Raw genomic sequence first — 17599 nt, 5'->3', positions numbered from 1 at the left:
AGGGCTAGTTCCCCTCGCCTGCTGGTGGAGCAAACGACTTTTTGTTGAAAACCAACAAAATACCAATGCCTGTCGAGATAGCCATGTCGGCGAAATTAAAAATGGCATTGAAAAAAGTAAAGGTTTTCCCGCCCCAAATAGGCAACCATTCTGGAAGTACATAATCTTCGATAAACGGAAAGTACAGCATATCAACTACTTTGCCATGAAACACGCTGCCGTAAGGTTCGGCTGGCATAAAAACCGCTAAATCGGTTGTGGTACTTTCGCTGAAAAACACGCCGTAAAACACCGAGTCGATGATGTTTCCAAATGCGCCAGCCCAAATGAGTGCAATGGCAACGATTAAGTAACTACTGGCTTTTTTACGCGTAGAATCGTACAGCCACCAACCGATGCCAAATACTGCAATAATTCGAAACAAAGTAAGCACTAATTTCCCGTAATCGCCTGGAATTTCGGTACCCCACGCCATGCCGCTATTTTCGATAAAGAACAACTTAAACCAACCCGTAACATGAATTTTCTCCTGAAGCAGAAAATGCGTTTTTACGTAAATCTTCGAAACTTGATCGATGATTAAAATACTAAAAATAAGTATGTAGGCCTTTTTTAAAGTCATTTTGCATGTTATGTGCGGCAAAAATAGTAATTAACGTGAGTTCAACATAAAAATCTTTGTTAGATCGCGTAAAATGAAGGTTTCATTATACTTATAAAAAATCGTCGCTTACCACTTTAAAGCTAGCCATTTAAACGGTCGCTTTCGTCGTTGTATTTTTTTGGGATACCTCGGTATCCTAAAAAAATACGCCTTGAAATCAACGGTTTAAATGACTTCTAACTTCAATTTTTATATCGAACTCGCGTTAATTCAAATCGATTTTTTAGCCCTTGCGCTTTCCTCTGTTTTTGGGCGTGCCGGCGGACGATTGTGCGCCCAAAAGAAATATATCCACCGCCGTCAGGTCATACGCTACAAAAATTTTGCCCTTTCGCCAACCGTCTGCCGCTTCCTTGTGCTTCCGTTGGTCGCAAATGCAGCGGCGTCGGTTTTGGCAAAACGGCTGCAATTGTTTTCCGCTGCTGCCCTTCACGCAGAGAAACGTGCGCCCTAAGATACTACACGAATGTTTTATTCGCCCAAGTGAAGAAATCAGCAAGTGAAAAAACCATAATCACTTTATCTCTATTAGTTTCATTTGTATAGAGCTTTTCTTTCACTGCTTTTCTTAACCAAGTTTTTGCACCCGCTTTGAATCCGTCACCATCAATAAGAATCATAATATGCTTCTCTGGCATAGTTTCAATCGTGTTTAAATAAAGATAAGGAAGCTTTTCATCAACAGAACCTGACCTTTGCTGCCATTTACACTCGATTCTGATTCTAAGATTATATTTGCTAGAAACCAACAAAAATTCAGTATTTCCTCTATGTCCGTATATAGTCTCAAAAGGAACATTTTTTAGAAGTAGCTCGTCACCGTATTGTTCCTTTTTAGATTCCCAAACGCGATAATTTTCTAATTCAAATCCCTTTTTTGTCAAAACAGCAATAACCGCAGTTTCTAATTGATTTCCACTTGTATTTGCATTTTTTCCTTGTGCCATTTTTACCTAATAGTTTGTAACTACAATCTCTTTAATAGTATTCCTTTTATCTGGATTTGAATTTATTGATCGTTTTGCATCTACTCGCGAAATTTTAAAATTCGAATAAATAGTTTCAAAGAAATTATCATCTGGGTTGACATTCTTAGGATCTGAATTACTTAACATCAATTTATGACCTTGATTATGTAGGTCAAAGAAAAGACTTGCAAGTTGAATTTGCTCGTCATCTTCAAAATTAAACTTACTATACGATGTAAAACTAGCGGTTTCACTTATCGGTCTGTACGGAGGATCAAAATATACAAAGGAATGTTCGCGCATATCATGTCTAATCTCCCTAAAATCTGCTCTCTTTATTACAGCAATTTCTAAAAGTTTAGAAACATTCAATAAGTTAGCTTCATCGACAATCTTCGGATTTTTATACTTCCCTTGAGGAGAGTTAAATGCTCCTTTAGAGTTAAATCGAAATAATCCATTAAAACAAGTTCTGTTTAAAAAAATTGTCTGAGCTGCGCGCGGTACCCAGTTATCTGAGTATTTATTATAATCAATATTAAATCGATTAAGATTATATGAATTTCTTAATTCATAAAAATACTCTTGCTGTTTCTTTTCATTTAACTTTTTGTACTCTTTATCGTATTTATGTAGAAATTCTAAAAGCTTAATTACATCTTTTTGAATGACTTGGTAGCTTAAAATTAGTTCTTCATTGATGTCATATAAATACGCGTTCTTTATTTCATATTTTTGAACTACATCAAAAAAAACCGCTCCACCTCCTACAAATGGTTCAAAATAATGTTGAATCCGCTTGCACTTCAAATCTTCTGGATAAAGCTCTTCAAATTGAGAAAGCAATTGTCTTTTTCCGCCTACCCATTTCAAAAAGGGTTTAGCATCGACTTGATATTCATAAAACAGATCATTAACAACATTTGGAATTTTATTTTCTTCTTTATAATCCATAAAGTTTAAGAGATTAGAATAGGTAATATGAACAAGAGCGTAAAAAATTGCTTCAGCTTAATTATTCGCAATGCAATTTAGAAGTAATAAAATTAAAAATAAATAAAACGTAAATTAAATCTTGATCTAAACTTAAAATAATAACAATTTGAGGAGTAGTAAAATTGTTTTCCGCTGCTGCCCTTCACGCAGAAAAACGTGCGCCAAAAGACGTATCGTTTCGGTAACGATTGCCGTGTGAGCGACCGTCGTGGAAATGCAGGAACGGGCGCAGCTTAGCGTTTAGGGAGCGATACGGCGACCAGCGGGAGCCCGTAGCGCGAGCTATAAACGCTGCTGCGCCCGTACCGGAATTGCAACAAAGGGCGCGACGCCGCAGTTACTCACGTTCTTTGGAGTCGTTGCGTTTGCGGCGGCACACCCAAAAAATAATTATTCGTGTGCTTCTTCCCCTTCGTGCGATTCGGTTGTTGCTGGCGTTTGCGAAGCCGTTTCACGAATTTCGGTATGGCGAATTTCACCTCCGCTCGTGCCTGTTTCGCGACCCATCCAAAGCGCTGCCAATGCTACCGGAAAAGCAGCAATAAAAATAGCGCGAGCAAAGCCTTTGCGTTTGTAGCTGGCCCATAAACCCAAGAGCGAAATTGCACCCAAAGCATAAGCCACTAGTGCAAAACGCTCGGCCGCCTCTTCGTGTTCGTGAATATAATCGTGCGAAAAGCCTGCTAGTTCTTCTACAAATTCTTCGGCTTCCTCTCCACTGCGCATGGCCGCTAAAGTGGTTAAAGCGCCCACAACAAATAAAAAGAGTGCGGTGCGCTTTACGACTTCTGATTTGGTGAAAAAACCAATACCCAAAACCAAAATTCCGGCAATAGGTAAAATTAATGGCAAGTGATTTAAGGCTAAATGCCAATGTGCTGCATTCATAAAACTAAAATTAAAAATTAAAAACAAGAAGAATAATCTGATACTTATTCAAGCAAATCGTTGACTTACAAATGATAACATAAATAAAAACAACGCGTTACAAAAAATAACATTCAAAAAACTTCCGACTTAAAAGTACATTTATTTGTTGTGTACTGCTTTACAAAATGGCAAAATCGCTTCTTTTTTAAGTCAGACTAAATAGTTGCTACACGCTAACACCGAACAAATAGCCCACCAGACCGCTCAAGCCCAAGGCAATGGCTCCCCAAATGGTAATTCGCAAAACAGCTTTTCTAGCATTTGCGCCACCTGCACGCGCCGAGACGATTCCTAAAATCATAAGTGAAAGCAGCGTGCTTGCGTACAAACTGTATTGCATAGCAGACAGTGGCGCCAGTAAAACCACGAGTAGCGGCAACAAACCACCTGTAGTAAACGCTGCTCCCGAGGCAAAAGCCGCCTGAATGGGATTGGCCTGCGATATTTCGTTAATGCCCAACTCTTCGCGAATGTGCGCGCCAAGTGCGTCGGTTTCGGTTAATTCGTTGGCAACTAAACGTGCCGTTTCGCGTTTTAAGCCTCGCTTTTCAAAAATTTGGGTTAGAATTTCGAGTTCGGCTTCGGGTTGTTCGCGGAGTTCGTCTTTTTCACGTGCAATATCGGCGTGCTCGGTATCGGTTTGCGAACTCACCGAAACGTACTCGCCTGCCGCCATTGAAAGTGCTCCGGCTACCAAACCGGCAAAAGTGGCTAAGGTAATGGCCTCGCGACCGGTTCCAGCCGCAGCTACGCCCACGGCCAAACTCGAAATAGAGATAATACCGTCGTTGGCACCTAAAACAGCAGCGCGCAACCAATTGCTGCGGTGCATGTAGTGGTTTTTCAAATAATTGTCGATCGTTATCTGAGAAGTGGTTGCTTTTTCCATAAAGTTGGTGATCACTGGAACAGCGGTTTCAGCTAAAACTGCTTCCAAACAAACTTAAAGGTACGGATAAAACAGTAGAATTTCTTCTACAAATCGCAATTCAGACTCGTTCTGTTTATACCAATTGGATTTATAAAAAAAGCCAGAGAAAAAAGTTTGTTTTTGAGGCAGAACAATGCAAAAAAATGTTGCATAGCAGCGCTATGGATGATTTTTTTAAAGCAGTTATGGCTTAAAAACAATTTTTATTGGACTGTTTTATATGTCTAATTGGTATTATAACAATTTCGACGTCAGCGATTGAACCAGCGACAAGCAAAGACTGAATACAAAGGCCGCCAAGAAATTGTTTAATGTAAAACCGTCGACAAGCACATCGCAAATCAATAAAATGATGGTGTTGATGAACAGTAGAAAGATTCCGAGCGTAAAAATGGTAATGGGTAAAGTAACCAGAAGTAAAATGGGCTTTACAAACATGTTGAGTAAGCTTAATACCAGTGCCACGATGAGTGCCGTTTGTAAATCGGTTACGCGCACACCAGGCAGCAAATAACTAAGCAATAAAACCGAAATGGCCGAGATAACCAGTTTGATGATAAATTTCATATTACGAAGGTAAAAAAGAGGAAACGATTTGAAAGAACTCGGCTGGTTTTTCGGCATGTAGCCAGTGTCCGGCACCTGCAATAGTCTCGATACGCACGTCGGAAAACTGCCGTTGAATGTCGGCTTCGTCGCGTTCTTGGATATATTTTGATTCGCCGCCGCGCACAAACAGCGTCGGCATCTGGAAGCGCGCATCGGGATTCACTTGTGTACCAACAGCTTCTTTATTGGCAAGAAAAACGGGTAGATTAAATCGGAAAGCAAGTTGTCCGGGTTCTATCCAATACAAGCTCTTTAGCAGAAATTGCCGTGTTCCAAAATCGGGAATATAACTTTGGAGCAGCTCGTCGACTTCCTGACGGCTTGGTTTTTTGGAAAAATCAACGGCTGCGAGTCCGTTTAAAATATCGTCGTGATGGGGTTTGTAATACCTTGGTGCAATGTCGGCCACTACGAGTCGGTTTACCAATTCTGGATACGCAGCGGCAAAAATCATGGCAAGTTTTCCGCCCATGGAATGCCCAAGTATGTGCGCCTTCTCTATGTTATGGGCTTGCATGTATTGGTACAAATCGTTTACCATAAAATCGTAATTCCAATCGGCACTGTGAAAGCTTTTACCGTGATTGCGCAAATCCACGGCGTGTACCTGAAATTGGCGTTCGGCCATTTGATTGGCGAAGGTTTTCCAATTGTCGGACATTCCTAAAAATCCGTGAATAATAACTAAGGGCGTTCCGTTTCCGGTAATGATACTATTTAAAATTGGATTCATTTTAGTCGGTGTAAATACATGTTTACGACATTATCGAGACCGAGATACAAGGCTTCGCTGATGAGCGCGTGTCCGATACTCACTTCGAGCAGGCCCGGAATATGTTGTTTGAAAAACTGTATGTTTTCTAGACTTAAATCGTGACCGGCGTTGATGCCGAGTTGTAATTCGTTCGCACGTTTGGCCGCAGCGGCATAACTGGCAATGGCCTGATTGGGATCTTGCGGAAAGTGTTTTGCGTACGCTTCGGTATATAATTCGATGCGATCGACACCTGTAGCTGCTGCGCCATCGATTAGTTCCAAAACAGGATCAACGAAAATCGAGGTTCGAATACCGTGTGATTTAAAAAGTTGAACCATTTCGGAAAGAAAGGTTTTGTGCGTAATTGTGTCCCAACCGGCATTTGAAGTAATGGCGTCGGGTGCGTCGGGAACTAAAGTGACCTGATGTGGTTTCACTTCCAAAACCAAATCGATAAACGACTGTTCCGGATTTCCTTCGATATTGAGTTCGGTAGTTACTATTTTCTTTAGGTCGCGCGCGTCTTGATAGCGAATATGTCGTTCATCGGGCCGCGGGTGAATGGTGATGCCTTGCGCTCCAAATCGTTCGATATCAGCGGCTGCTTTTAAAACATCGGGTACGTTTCCTCCGCGTGCATTACGCAAGGTGGCAATTTTATTTATGTTCACACTCAGTTTTGTCATATCGGCATTATTAAAAGTCTGCCAAAATTAAAACCTTTCGTCCTGTGATTCGCGTATTTTTAATTATTTTGCAGAGGTAAAGACAGCACATGACTGAAATAGGAAATTTATTGTCGAAAGATTTGAAGCCATTTGCTGCAAATGAGTCTATTGAAAGCGTTCAAGACTTTTTTGCTGAGCAACTTTTTTCGCACTTTCCGGTATTGGAAGACGATGTGTACATCGGTTCGATTGCTGCGGAAGACGCCGAAACTTTCGATACGTCTAAAATCGTTTCGGATTATAAATACAGTTTAGAAGGCTTTTTTGTTCGCGATTCCATGTTTTGGCTTGATGTGCTTGAGGTTTTTGCGAAAAATCACACCAATGTTGTTCCGGTACTTACCGATGAGAATCGCTATGCCGGTTATTACGAATTAACCGAGGTAACTTCGCTTTTTCACGAAACGCCTTTTTTAAAAGAATCGGGTGGTATTTTGGTGGTGAAAAAAGACGTGCGCGATTACAGCATGGGTCAAATTGTACAGATTGTTGAAAGCAACAACGTGAAGCTTTTAGGTGCTTTTATTTCGTACCTCGACAATCAGTTTGCGGAAATTACAGTAAAAGTTTCGCAAGGAAGTATAAACGAACTGATTGCCACTTTCCGACGGTACGAATACGAAATTGTGAGCAAACACGAAGAAGACGACTATTTGAATAACTTGCGCGAACGCTCGGAGTATTTAGATCGGTATTTAAATATTTAAGCTGTAAAAATCTGCTTATGAAAATTGCGATCTACGGTCAATACTACCAAAACAGCACCGAACCCATCATTCGCGACATCTTTGTTTTCCTAAATGCCAATCACGTAGATTTAGTTATAGAAGAAACGTTTTTGACCCTGTTGTACGAAAAGGGAATTCTCAAAAAAAGTTACCGCACTTTTACAAAATCCGACGATTTAGAACCCAACACCGATTTGATGTTGAGTATTGGTGGCGATGGTACGATTTTGCGTGCGGCGTTATTGGTACAGGACAAAGGCATTCCGATTTTAGGCGTGAATGCGGGCAGGTTGGGATTTCTAGCGAAAGTTCCGAAAGAAGATATCGACGCATTTTTACAGTTAGTACTCGACCGAAAATACAGCATTTCCGAACGCAGCTTATTGCAGCTCCACGGAAGTTTACCAGCAGATTCGGGTATACAAACCAATTTTGCGGTGAATGAAATATCGGTAAATCGCAAAGACAGCGCATCGATGATTACCGTCGATACGTTCTTGAATGACGAATTTCTCACATCGTATTGGGCAGATGGTTTAATAATTGCAACGCCCACGGGCTCTACGGGCTATTCGTTAAGTTGCGGCGGACCCATATTAACACCTGCCGTTGCGGGATTTGTGATTACACCCATTGCACCACACAATTTGAATGCGCGTCCGATGGTTATTCCCGACTCGACACAAATACGTTTACGAGTTAGCGGAAGAGAATCGCAGCATTTAGTTTCGCTAGATGCGCAAAGCTTTTCAGTGCAAAACGAAACGGAACTCATCATCGAAAAGGCAGCTTTTACTTTAAAAATGATTGAATTCCCCGAAGAAACCTTCTTAAAAACCTTGCGCGAAAAATTGCTTTGGGGAGAAGACAAGCGTAATTAACAGCTTTACAAACAGCATCTATGCGTGCGCAAAACTATATTTTCATTGTTGTTTTCATTTTCTTGAACAACTTTAGCTTTGCTCAAGAATCCGAAAAAGTTTTTGGCGTTTACGAACCCATTAAAAAAGGCGAAAAAGTTTATGTTTTCGACGAGACATGTGCTTTGAAAGCTGAGGCAAATTTGTCGTCCAAAACATTGATGGAAATTCCTTTAGGAGAAGCGTTGACCTTAGAAACCGATTATTTAATCAAAGAAAGTTTGCGAGTAACAAACCCTCCATTTATTAAAGTGCGGTTTCGCGGAAAAACGGGTTATGTGCGTTCTTCTTCCTTGGCTTTTGAAAAATTGGTTTACGAAAAAGAGGAAACCTCGTTTTTGTTTAAGTTGAATAGTCCGAAAGACACAATTCATGGAATAACCATTAAAGAAGTTTACGCGAACAAAACTGTTTTAAATGAGGTAAAAGAGCCTTTACCCGCTGAGTCATTCAGCATATACTTGAGTGATAACAAGGGATTAACTGACGTAGAAAAATTATTGATTATAGACTTTTACGCTGAAGCTTGTGGCATGAATGGTGGCATAGCGTATTACAGTTGGTCGCCATCGAAATTAGCGCTCATAGCCAATCTAGTTGCTTTATTCGACGCCGATGTTTATGCGAAGGAAGAAAAACTCATTTTCCCAACAGACGAAGGTGGAAAAGACGGTACGGTACTGTTCTATTCCGAAACCAACGAACTCGTTGATGAAGCTACCGAGTGGATTAATAAAACTGTGGTTACGCGCGCATATCAGTGGAAAGACGGTGGGTTGCTACCGAGTTTCAATGAGCACGTCGAAACAGAATAAAGCAATTTCATTCCGAAAATAATTACTCCCAAAATACGAATGCGCGAAGTACGCCGTTTTAGATGTCGGCGCAGTTTAACGACAGGCATTTTGATTACGTCTGATATTTAAACGAATTGGGCCATTTTAACATTTCTTTATTGTTATATTTGCACGCATTTTTTCAAGGATGAAAAAGATAATTTTTGGGCTTATATATCTTGTTTTCTCAACTTCCGCTACTGCACAAATCCATGAGATTGGGTTGGCATTAGGCGGCAGTAACTACGTAGGCGATATTGGTCCGACAGATTATTTTAAACCGAACAAACTTGCAGGTGGAATTTTGTACAAGTGGAATAAGAGTCCGCGTCATGCTTGGCGTGCTTCGTTCACACAAACAACGCTTGCTTCAAACGACCGCGACTCGAAGGTTCCTTCGCGAAGAGATCGTGGCTATTCCTTCCGAACTACAACTCAAGAGCTCTCATTGGGTTTGGAGTTTAATTTTTTTCCATTCGACTTGCATTCGCTACGCCCACAACTTACCCCCTACATTTACAGCGGTTTAAGTGCTGTTCGTTACGACAATCAGTACTTCATAAACGGGGGTACCGAATACGATAAAAAGAAATTTGGTTTAGCCATTCCGATGGTTGTTGGCGTAAAAGCCAATATTTCGCCCCGCTGGGTATTAGCTGCTGAGATTGGCGCTCGCTATACATATACCGACAATTTAGACGCATCTAATCCCGACATCACCGACGCTATAAAATTTGGAAATACGAATAGCAACGATTGGTTTATGTTTTCATTGCTTTCGCTAACTTATACTTTTGGCAACAATCCTTGTTTTTGTCCCGAATAATTATGAGCGAAAAAAGCACACCCACCTTTGCAAAACTGCCTCAGCACCTCGCCATTATCATGGACGGCAATGGGCGTTGGGCAAAGTTGAAAGGGCTTTCGCGGTCAATCGGACATGAAAATGGAACCAACACAGTAAAGCTAGTGATTGAGGCTTGTGCGCGAATTGGTATTCCGAATTTAACGCTGTATGCTTTTAGTACTGAAAATTGGAAACGCCCGAAGTTGGAAGTCGATTTATTGATGAAATTGATGATAAAATCGCTTCGTCGAGAACTAAACACTCTTGTTGAAAATGATGTGAAGCTGGAGGCAATTGGGAATATCGATATGTTGCCGAAAGCAGCTAAAAAAGAGTTAATTCAAGTAATTGAAAAAACAGCCAACAACAAAAGACTAACACTCACCATTGCATTGAGTTACGGGTCACGCGAAGAGATCACACAGGCTGTTAAGAAAATTGCCGAGAAAGTTAAAAATAATATAATCAGCGAAAGCGATATTAACGATACAATTATAAATCAGCATCTTTACACGCGTTCATTACCAGATGTTGATTTATTAATCAGAACTAGTGGCGAACATCGCATCAGTAATTTTCTGTTGTGGCAACTCGCTTATGCAGAGCTCTATTTTACAGATGTGCTGTGGCCTGATTTTAATGAAGAGAATTTATATGAAGCTTTGGAAAGTTTCCAGAAACGCGAGCGCCGATTTGGAAAAACCAGCGAACAACTAAAATAAACATTAGTGTTAAACAAGAATTTACTATTTGTCTCCCTTGCCCTCTTTTTCTTTGGAATTTTAGCCGTTCAGGCACAAATTCGACCTGATTTTGACAAAGGCTCTACCTACATACTTGCTGACGTATCTGTAACCGGTAAAACTACTTACAATGCTCAAGTTGTAACGACTTATGCTGGGCTTGAAAAAGGAAAACCAATTACGGTTCCTGGAGAGGAGTTAAGTACAGCTATCAAAAAACTTGGAAAGCTTGGTTTGTTTAGCGAGATCGATTTTTACATAGAAAAGACAAGCAATGATTCCATTTGGCTAAACTTGAATTTAGTTGAGTTACCGAAGTTAAACGATGTGAAAATCAACGGTGTAAAAAAGGGAAAAGCAGAAACACTTATAAAAGACAACGGACTTACGAAAGGAAAAATTGTAAACGAGAACTTAATTACCACTACGCGCAATTACATCGAGAACAAATATCGAAAAGAAGGTTTTTATAAAGCAAAAGCTATTGTTCGAACTATTCCGGACACAACTGCAGGCAATTTGGTTAACATGCTGATTAACATCGACAAAGGCGATAAGGTAAAAATTAGCAGCATTGAAATCGACGGCAATGAAAAACTTTCCGACGCTAAGATTCGAAAGGCGATGAAGAATACCAAGAAGATTAATCCGATTCGCCTTTTCAAACGATCAAAATATATAAAGGACAAATACGAGGAAGACTTAGATGAAGTCGTAAAAGCGTATACATCAAGAGGATTTCGAGATGCTCGTATTATTTCTGATACTGTAACATACAGTGAAAAGAAAGACCGCCTTTCTATAAAAATTCAAGTAGAAGAAGGTAGAAAATACTACTTTGGAAATATTAAATTTTTAGGAAATTCGGTTTACACAGACCAACAGTTGAATCGACTTTTGGGAATTAAGAAAGGTGAAGTTTACAACGGCGTTTTGTTGGAGAAGCGAATTAGTGATCCGACCAAACCTGATAATGAAGATATTACAAACTTGTATCAAAATAACGGCTACTTGTTTTCGAACATCAATGCCGTAGAAACGCGAACGTACAACGACACGATAGACTTTGAAATTAGAATTGTCGAAGGTCCGCTGGCGTATTTTAATAAAATTTCTGTTGTTGGTAACGATAAAACTAACGATAAAGTAATTTACCGAGAGTTGCGCACAAAACCGGGTCAGAAGTATAACAAAGACGCTATCATCAGAACAATTAGAGAAATTGGTGCTTTAGGATTCTTTGATCCGGAGGCGATTGATCCAAAATTTAAGAATGTTGATCCAGCGGCGGGAACTGTTGATATTGAATACAATCTTGTAGAAAAGGGGTCGAGCCAAATTGAACTCCAAGGAGGTTACGGCGGTGGCGGTTTTATTGGCACACTCGGTTTGTCTTTCAACAACTTCTCTGCAAGGAATATGTTTAAAAAAGAGGCTTACACTCCATTGCCTATGGGCGACGGTCAGCGCGTATCGCTTCGCTTACAAGGAAGTGCCTTTTTCCAAACCTACAGCCTGTCTTTTTCAGAACCCTGGTTTGGCGGCAAAAAACCGGTAAGTTTTAGTACGTCTTTATCGTATTCAAAACAATTTTTGAATGATTTCAGAACCAACAATGTCGATAGAAGTAGAAGTTTCAACATCATTACTTTATCGGTAGGACTTGCCAAGCAATTAACTGTTCCAGACGATTCGTTTGTTCTATCGCAATCTCTAAGTTTCCAGTATTACGACTTAAACAACTACAACGTCGGATTATTCAATTTCGGAGACGGAGCTTCTAGAAACCTAGCCTATTCGGTCGGATTAACCCGCAACAACAAAGGTGTTAATCCTATTTTTCCAACTTATGGTTCGGAATTCAGTATTTCGGCAAAATTCACACCACCTTATTCGCTCTTTAACGGTATAGACTACGCTAATCTGGGTAATCTGCCTGAAAATAAGCAGAGAAACAACGGAACGACGGTTATTGGTGGCGCTGATGGAAGTCAGATTTTCCCCGGCGATTATATAAAACAAGTTGACTTAGTTGCTGCAGACGGAACAGTTACCCGTAATGCAACGGTTCGAGCCGACGGCCCGGAAGATGCTTCTGCTGATCTTTCAAAAGTTGATCAACAGAAGTTCAATTGGTTAGAATATTACAAAATTAAAATGCGTGCGGATTGGTATACGAAAATTTATGATAAATTCGTATTGCGTTCTTTGGCTGAATTTGGTTTTCTTGGCGCTTATAATAGAAATAGGGGCGATGTTCCGTTCGAGCGTTTCTTCCTTGGAGGCGATGGTTTAGCGAATTTTATGCTTGATGGAAGAGAAACAATTCAATTACGAGGCTATCCGAATCAGTCGTTAACACCAATTGTTACCGATTCAAATGGAAATGAAAGTCAACCTGGTGCAACAATTTATAACAAGTTTTCGTTAGAATTACGTTATCCAATTACGTTGAAAGGTGCTGCGTCTATTTATGCGTTAACTTTCATTGAAGCTGGTGCAGGTTATAACAGCTTTAAGGAGTACAATCCTTTTGTTTTACAAAGATCTGCTGGCTTTGGTTTACGTGTATTTATGCCCGCATTTGGATTGTTAGGAATCGATTTCGGTCATGGTTTCGATCCTACGCCGGGAGCTGCATCGGTTGGAAGAACGCAGGCAAATGGTTGGGAAACCCATTTCATCATTGGACAACAATTTTAGATTTGGCACGATATTTTCTTAAGGTATAGAGTATATGAAAAAATTGGTTTTATTTTTATTTGCAACAGCCGCTCTATTTAGCGCTCAAGCACAATCGGGTCGAGGCGTTCGCATAGGCTATATAGATATGAACTATATTCTCGAAAATGTACCCGATTACATCGAGGCCAAAAACCAATTGGAACTTAAAGCACAAAAGTGGAAGCAAGAAATTGAAACCAAAAAGAACGATATTACAAAACTGAAAGAAGAACTGGCAAAAGAACGCGTCCTACTCACGAAACAATTAATCGAAGAAAAGGAGGAAGAAATTGCTTTTCAGGAAAACGAATTATCTGCAATTCAACAAAAACACTTCGGCCCACAAGGCGATTATATCGTTCAAAAAGCAATGTTGGTAAAGCCGGTACAAGACCAAGTATTCACGGCAATTCAAGATATTGCTGAACAAAAAAAGTACGATTTTGTATTCGATAAATCATCTGATTTAACGATGATTTTTTCTGCGAAGCGATTTGATATCAGCGATCAAGTAATTAGAGCAATTTCTAGAGCTTCTAAACGCACACAGAAGAGTAAGAAAGAAATTCAGGAAGAGGAAAAGAAAGAGTATGAGGAGAATCTAGAAGATGAAAATCCGGCTCTAGCTGAACGACGAAAAAGACTCGAGGAGAAAAAAGCACAAAGAGATAAGTTGATTGAAGAAAGAAAAGCGGCGGCACAAGCTAAACGAGAAGAAGCAGATGCAAAAAGAAAAGCGGCTGTAGAAGCACGAACAACCGGGAAAACTTCAACAAAAACTTCTGCGGAAGGTGGCTCCGACAAGGGTACAGACACTAATGCAAAATCTGCTGTTCAGCAAAAAACAAGTTCAGATTCTACAGCAACTGCAAGACCAAAGCCTACTGTTAATAAAGACTCTATTATAGCGGCACGAGAGGCTCAAAGACAAGCAAAACTGGCCGAAAGAGATGCTGCTATCGCAAAACGAAAACAAGAATTAGAAGACCGTAAAGCAAAAGCGGCTGCTACGAGAGAAGCAGCAAAAAAGGCTAAGGAAGAAAATAAAGATGCTACCAAACCCGAAGAACAAGGAGCTACAACTCCAAAAAATAATAATTAACACCTTTTTAATTTTAATTTGATGATGAAACAATTGAAAACTTTACTAATCGCTGCCGTACTGGTTTTAGGCGTGTCTTTAAACGCGAACGCACAAGCCAAATCTGCACATATTGATGTGGCTGAATTGATGACTAAAATGCCCGCTTACATCGATGCACAAAAACAACTCGAGAAATTAGGTCAGCAGTACGATAACGACTTTAAAGTGATGGTCGATGAATACCAAGCGCGCTTGAAAAAATACGAGCAAGAGGCTGAAACTGTATCGGCTAAGATTAACGAAGAACGTGCAAAAGAAGTACAGGATTTAGAAAAAAGAATCCGTGAGTTTCGCGAAACGGCTCAGAAGGAATTAAGCACAAAAGAAGGCGACCTTATGAAACCTATTGAAGAAAAGGTAAAGGCAGCTATTCAAAAAGTCGGTAAAGCTAAAGGATACCAGTATGTGTTTAATAGTGCAGGTTTACTACTGGCCGACGGACCAGACCTAACTCCAGATGTTAAAAAAGAACTAGGCTTCTAATAGAGTTAAGACCTTAATTATTAAACTGCCCGAAACACCTCGGGCAGTTTTTTTTTAACTTTGTCGTATGAGTACTCAAGCAATTGGTTTGTTCGATTCGGGTGTGGGTGGAACTTCTATCTGGAAAGAAATCCACAAGTTACTTCCATATGAAAACACGATCTACTTAGCAGATAGTGCAAATGCACCTTATGGGCAAAAGAATAAGGAAGAAATAATACATTTATCCGAAAAAAACACTGAATTTCTATTAGAGAAAAACGTCAAACTCATTGTAGTTGCTTGTAATACGGCTACAACCAACGCCATAAAAGAGCTTCGTTCGAAGTATGAAATTCCTTTCATAGGCATTGAGCCCGCGATAAAACCTGCCGCGTTAAATTCCCGAACACAAACTATTGGAATATTAGCGACCAAAGGAACCATTAATAGCGAGCTTTTTAGTAAAGCAGTACAAAGCCACAAAAACGTCAAGATCATTGAGCAAATTGGCCATAACTTGGTTCCGCTGATTGAAAACGGGATGATTGAAAGTGCCGAAATGAGAGAGTTGCTAGAAATTTATCTAAATCCTATGATTGAACAAAATATAGATTATCTCGTTTTAGGATGTAGTCATTACCCCTATCTCATACCCATAATCGAAGATATATTACCAAGCCATATAAAAATTATCGATTCTGGAGAAGCCGTTGCCAGGCAAACAAAAACCATATTAGAGCAAAATCAACTACTTGCAACTGCGCAAAAACCACAACTTACCTTTTACACAAATAAAGGGAGCGCCGTTTTAAAAAGCTTGCTAAATACACCGGAAGCAATAATTATAGAACAAAGTTTCTGATATCGCGGGTATATTGCATAAAACCCGCGCTCTCCAAAAAACAAATTGATACTGCAAATAGCAAATTCTCTTTCCGATTCACTAAAATCTATATCAATTACGCCTACTAAAAATCGAATGTCAGTAATGCATAGTACTGAAAAACGCGTATCATCAAAATGTTGAGATGTTCCGAATTACTGCGAATCTTTTTCAGAAAACCATGAACTGTACATCACGTAGTTTCGTGATATTCGTTCAATCTCACCCGAAAAAGCGGAAGTATCTATTCGCTTAACAGCTTTGGCCGGCACTCCGGCATAAATCCAACCCGACTCCAATTTCGAATGTTGCGTCACCACAGCACCTGCTGCAATTATGCAATTTGACTCTACAATACAACCATCCATAACTATGGCTCCCATTCCTATCAACACGTCATCGTGAATTGTACAGCCGTGCACAATGGCATTATGACCTATTGAAACGCGATCTCCGATACTAGTTGCATGTTTTTCAAAAGTGGCATGTATAACGGCGCCATCTTGAATATTCACTTGATTACCGACTCGAATGCTGTTTACATCACCGCGTACAACGGCATTAAACCAAACACTACAATTTGCACCAAGCTGTACATCGCCTATTACACACGCTGTCGCTGCAAGAAAACAACTATCGGGAACGACGGGAGTAAAGCCTCTAACTTCAATAATCATGATAAAGAAATAAAAAATCCCGATCGAACAGACCGGGATTGAATTAATAACTAAACTTTTCTAGTTGATCGCAGGACAATTACAATCAAACTTCTCGCGCTCACAGAATAAATTAATACCTAATGTAATTTGGTGAAATCCTCCGTTTGTGAACTGTATGTCGCCCAACAAATGAGAGTACGTATACGCAAACATAAACTGCTTATAATTTACACCAACAATAGGCGTAATATATTGTAAACGCTGACTGTTAACGCTACCGTTTTGCTCAAACTGTGCAGAATCAAATGATCTTCTGTAAGACAAAGCTCCCCAAAGTTGACCAAAACTCACATTTCTGTACGCTTTCAAGTTAAAATCTATAGACTTTTCTTGCGTTTCATCAACTAATTGAAACAATACCGAAGGTTCCCACAAAATACGATCTGCATCACCAAACGTATAACCTGCGCTAAAAAGCAATTTTCTTAAGTTTGGAGATTCGATATCGCTATACAAATCACGAGAGCTTGTCAGCAGATTCTTAACCGTTAAATGTGTGTAAAAATCTAAGTAGTTGTAACTAGCTCCTACATCCACATTAAAATATGAATCTCTCTGAATTACACCACCAACTACAGGATCGAAGTCTACGAATTGTGTCTCGTCTAGCTGGGATTGAATTAAACCAACATTCATACCGAATGAAAGCTGATTTAAGTCGACTTCACTTCTTGAAAACATAATGTGGTGTGCATAGGTTAATTTTACACCTCTTTGTGAGTGATATCCATTCTTATCATTGAATACGATGATACCCCCACCAGATTGCTCGCCTAATCGACCGTTAAAACTTGCCGTTTGAAGTGCCGGAGCGTCTTCAACGCCAAACCATTGTTGGCGAGCTGTAACGCGTATTTTTGCGCAGTTAGCTGCACCAGCCATTGAAGGGTGTATCAAATAATAGTTATCCGACAAATAATCTGAATAAATCGGAATACCTTCTTGAGAAAATGAGATTTGGGTTATTAAAAATAACAGCGCCAGGTACCTCTTTTTAAAATTCATTG

General features: G+C 39.9%; 20 protein-coding genes. 10 read left to right on the top strand and 10 right to left on the bottom strand.

Annotated elements, in window-relative coordinates; genetic code table 11:
- Window positions 1-4: 4 nt before the first annotated feature.
- Complete coding sequence (locus tag ACOVQQ_RS05510; RefSeq protein ID WP_421817304.1) at window positions 5-622, bottom strand: lipoprotein signal peptidase; 618 nt, start codon at window positions 620-622, stop codon at window positions 5-7.
- Between the two features lie 211 nt (window positions 623-833).
- Here ACOVQQ_RS05510 and ACOVQQ_RS05505 point away from each other — a divergent pair, with 211 nt between their 5' ends.
- Complete coding sequence (locus ACOVQQ_RS05505; RefSeq protein ID WP_421817303.1) at window positions 834-1118, top strand: hypothetical protein; 285 nt, start codon at window positions 834-836, stop codon at window positions 1116-1118.
- Window positions 1119-1122: 4 nt separating this feature from the next.
- Here ACOVQQ_RS05505 and ACOVQQ_RS05500 read toward each other — a convergent pair whose 3' ends face one another.
- From ACOVQQ_RS05500 to ACOVQQ_RS05470, 7 genes are all read right to left on the bottom strand, one after another.
- The gene (locus ACOVQQ_RS05500; RefSeq protein WP_421817302.1) at window positions 1123-1611 is read right to left on the bottom strand and encodes a PD-(D/E)XK nuclease superfamily protein; all 489 of its coding nucleotides are present in this window, start codon (window positions 1609-1611) and stop codon (window positions 1123-1125) included.
- A 6-nt stretch (window positions 1612-1617) separates the two neighbouring features.
- Complete coding sequence (locus tag ACOVQQ_RS05495) at window positions 1618-2586, bottom strand: DNA adenine methylase (protein WP_421817301.1); 969 nt, start codon at window positions 2584-2586, stop codon at window positions 1618-1620.
- A 432-nt stretch (window positions 2587-3018) separates the two neighbouring features.
- On the bottom strand, window positions 3019-3516 hold the full coding sequence (locus ACOVQQ_RS05490; protein ID WP_421817300.1) for a hypothetical protein: 498 nt from the start codon (window positions 3514-3516) through the stop codon (window positions 3019-3021).
- 208 nt (window positions 3517-3724) lie between these two features.
- The gene (locus tag ACOVQQ_RS05485) at window positions 3725-4447 is read right to left on the bottom strand and encodes a VIT1/CCC1 transporter family protein (RefSeq protein WP_421817299.1); all 723 of its coding nucleotides are present in this window, start codon (window positions 4445-4447) and stop codon (window positions 3725-3727) included.
- A 276-nt stretch (window positions 4448-4723) separates the two neighbouring features.
- Window positions 4724-5056: a phage holin family protein gene (locus ACOVQQ_RS05480; protein WP_421817298.1), complete on the bottom strand. Its 333-nt coding sequence runs from the start codon at window positions 5054-5056 to the stop codon at window positions 4724-4726.
- 1 nt (window position 5057) lies between these two features.
- Window positions 5058-5831: an alpha/beta fold hydrolase gene (locus ACOVQQ_RS05475; RefSeq protein WP_421817297.1), complete on the bottom strand. Its 774-nt coding sequence runs from the start codon at window positions 5829-5831 to the stop codon at window positions 5058-5060.
- Window positions 5828-6541, bottom strand: a complete 714-nt coding sequence (locus ACOVQQ_RS05470; RefSeq protein WP_094487202.1) for a pyridoxine 5'-phosphate synthase — start codon at window positions 6539-6541, stop codon at window positions 5828-5830. Before ACOVQQ_RS05470 ends, ACOVQQ_RS05475 begins: the two co-directional genes overlap by 4 nt.
- 89 nt (window positions 6542-6630) lie before the next feature.
- Here ACOVQQ_RS05470 and ACOVQQ_RS05465 point away from each other — a divergent pair, with 89 nt between their 5' ends.
- The 9 genes from ACOVQQ_RS05465 (at window position 6631) to murI (ending at window position 15852) form a co-directional block, all read left to right on the top strand.
- Window positions 6631-7290, top strand: a complete 660-nt coding sequence (locus ACOVQQ_RS05465; protein ID WP_421817296.1) for an acetoin utilization protein acuB — start codon at window positions 6631-6633, stop codon at window positions 7288-7290.
- A 17-nt stretch (window positions 7291-7307) separates the two neighbouring features.
- On the top strand, window positions 7308-8192 hold the full coding sequence (locus ACOVQQ_RS05460; RefSeq protein ID WP_421817295.1) for an NAD kinase: 885 nt from the start codon (window positions 7308-7310) through the stop codon (window positions 8190-8192).
- 20 nt (window positions 8193-8212) lie between these two features.
- Window positions 8213-9046, top strand: a complete 834-nt coding sequence (locus ACOVQQ_RS05455; RefSeq protein WP_421817294.1) for a hypothetical protein — start codon at window positions 8213-8215, stop codon at window positions 9044-9046.
- Window positions 9047-9215: 169 nt separating this feature from the next.
- Window positions 9216-9893 (top strand): DUF6089 family protein, encoded by a 678-nt coding sequence (locus ACOVQQ_RS05450; RefSeq protein WP_421817293.1) that lies wholly within the window; start codon window positions 9216-9218, stop codon window positions 9891-9893.
- A 2-nt stretch (window positions 9894-9895) separates the two neighbouring features.
- A complete protein-coding gene (locus ACOVQQ_RS05445; RefSeq protein WP_421817292.1) occupies window positions 9896-10636 on the top strand; it encodes an isoprenyl transferase in 741 nt (246 codons plus the stop codon).
- A gap of 6 nt (window positions 10637-10642) precedes the next feature.
- Window positions 10643-13360 carry a BamA/OMP85 family outer membrane protein gene (locus tag ACOVQQ_RS05440; RefSeq protein ID WP_421817291.1) on the top strand — a complete coding sequence of 906 codons (2718 nt, stop codon included), beginning with the start codon at window positions 10643-10645 and terminating at the stop codon, window positions 13358-13360.
- 34 nt (window positions 13361-13394) lie between these two features.
- The gene (locus ACOVQQ_RS05435) at window positions 13395-14483 is read left to right on the top strand and encodes an OmpH family outer membrane protein (protein WP_421817290.1); all 1089 of its coding nucleotides are present in this window, start codon (window positions 13395-13397) and stop codon (window positions 14481-14483) included.
- A 24-nt stretch (window positions 14484-14507) separates the two neighbouring features.
- Window positions 14508-15008, top strand: a complete 501-nt coding sequence (locus ACOVQQ_RS05430) for an OmpH family outer membrane protein (RefSeq protein ID WP_421817317.1) — start codon at window positions 14508-14510, stop codon at window positions 15006-15008.
- Between the two features lie 67 nt (window positions 15009-15075).
- The gene (gene murI, locus ACOVQQ_RS05425) at window positions 15076-15852 is read left to right on the top strand and encodes a glutamate racemase (RefSeq protein ID WP_421817289.1); all 777 of its coding nucleotides are present in this window, start codon (window positions 15076-15078) and stop codon (window positions 15850-15852) included.
- A gap of 176 nt (window positions 15853-16028) precedes the next feature.
- Here the strand turns inward: murI and ACOVQQ_RS05420 are convergent, their stop codons facing one another.
- A complete protein-coding gene (locus ACOVQQ_RS05420) occupies window positions 16029-16553 on the bottom strand; it encodes a gamma carbonic anhydrase family protein (protein WP_421817316.1) in 525 nt (174 codons plus the stop codon).
- A 57-nt stretch (window positions 16554-16610) separates the two neighbouring features.
- Window positions 16611-17597 (bottom strand): type IX secretion system membrane protein PorP/SprF, encoded by a 987-nt coding sequence (locus tag ACOVQQ_RS05415; RefSeq protein WP_421817288.1) that lies wholly within the window; start codon window positions 17595-17597, stop codon window positions 16611-16613.
- Between the last annotated feature and the right edge of the window lie 2 nt (window positions 17598-17599).

The sequence above is a fragment of the Flavobacterium sp. genome (assembly GCF_049240005.1).
Lineage (GTDB): Bacteria > Bacteroidota > Bacteroidia > Flavobacteriales > Flavobacteriaceae > Flavobacterium.
This window is presented reverse-complemented; position numbering and strand designations above follow the sequence as displayed.

What these genes read in the sequence shown, in the direction of transcription:
- ACOVQQ_RS05510 (WP_421817304.1), bottom strand. Translation starts at nt 622, where the DNA reads ATGACTTTAAAAAAGGCCTACATACTTATTTTTAGTATTTTAATCATC.
- ACOVQQ_RS05505 (WP_421817303.1), top strand. Translation starts at nt 834, where the DNA reads ATGACTTCTAACTTCAATTTTTATATCGAACTCGCGTTAATTCAAATC.
- ACOVQQ_RS05500 (WP_421817302.1), bottom strand. Translation starts at nt 1,611, where the DNA reads ATGGCACAAGGAAAAAATGCAAATACAAGTGGAAATCAATTAGAAACT.
- ACOVQQ_RS05495 (WP_421817301.1), bottom strand. Translation starts at nt 2,586, where the DNA reads ATGGATTATAAAGAAGAAAATAAAATTCCAAATGTTGTTAATGATCTG.
- ACOVQQ_RS05490 (WP_421817300.1), bottom strand. Translation starts at nt 3,516, where the DNA reads ATGAATGCAGCACATTGGCATTTAGCCTTAAATCACTTGCCATTAATT.
- ACOVQQ_RS05485 (WP_421817299.1), bottom strand. Translation starts at nt 4,447, where the DNA reads ATGGAAAAAGCAACCACTTCTCAGATAACGATCGACAATTATTTGAAA.
- ACOVQQ_RS05480 (WP_421817298.1), bottom strand. Translation starts at nt 5,056, where the DNA reads ATGAAATTTATCATCAAACTGGTTATCTCGGCCATTTCGGTTTTATTG.
- ACOVQQ_RS05475 (WP_421817297.1), bottom strand. Translation starts at nt 5,831, where the DNA reads ATGAATCCAATTTTAAATAGTATCATTACCGGAAACGGAACGCCCTTA.
- ACOVQQ_RS05470 (WP_094487202.1), bottom strand. Translation starts at nt 6,541, where the DNA reads ATGACAAAACTGAGTGTGAACATAAATAAAATTGCCACCTTGCGTAAT.
- ACOVQQ_RS05465 (WP_421817296.1), top strand. Translation starts at nt 6,631, where the DNA reads ATGACTGAAATAGGAAATTTATTGTCGAAAGATTTGAAGCCATTTGCT.
- ACOVQQ_RS05460 (WP_421817295.1), top strand. Translation starts at nt 7,308, where the DNA reads ATGAAAATTGCGATCTACGGTCAATACTACCAAAACAGCACCGAACCC.
- ACOVQQ_RS05455 (WP_421817294.1), top strand. Translation starts at nt 8,213, where the DNA reads ATGCGTGCGCAAAACTATATTTTCATTGTTGTTTTCATTTTCTTGAAC.
- ACOVQQ_RS05450 (WP_421817293.1), top strand. Translation starts at nt 9,216, where the DNA reads ATGAAAAAGATAATTTTTGGGCTTATATATCTTGTTTTCTCAACTTCC.
- ACOVQQ_RS05445 (WP_421817292.1), top strand. Translation starts at nt 9,896, where the DNA reads ATGAGCGAAAAAAGCACACCCACCTTTGCAAAACTGCCTCAGCACCTC.
- ACOVQQ_RS05435 (WP_421817290.1), top strand. Translation starts at nt 13,395, where the DNA reads ATGAAAAAATTGGTTTTATTTTTATTTGCAACAGCCGCTCTATTTAGC.
- ACOVQQ_RS05430 (WP_421817317.1), top strand. Translation starts at nt 14,508, where the DNA reads ATGAAACAATTGAAAACTTTACTAATCGCTGCCGTACTGGTTTTAGGC.
- murI (WP_421817289.1), top strand. Translation starts at nt 15,076, where the DNA reads ATGAGTACTCAAGCAATTGGTTTGTTCGATTCGGGTGTGGGTGGAACT.
- ACOVQQ_RS05415 (WP_421817288.1), bottom strand. Translation starts at nt 17,597, where the DNA reads ATGAATTTTAAAAAGAGGTACCTGGCGCTGTTATTTTTAATAACCCAA.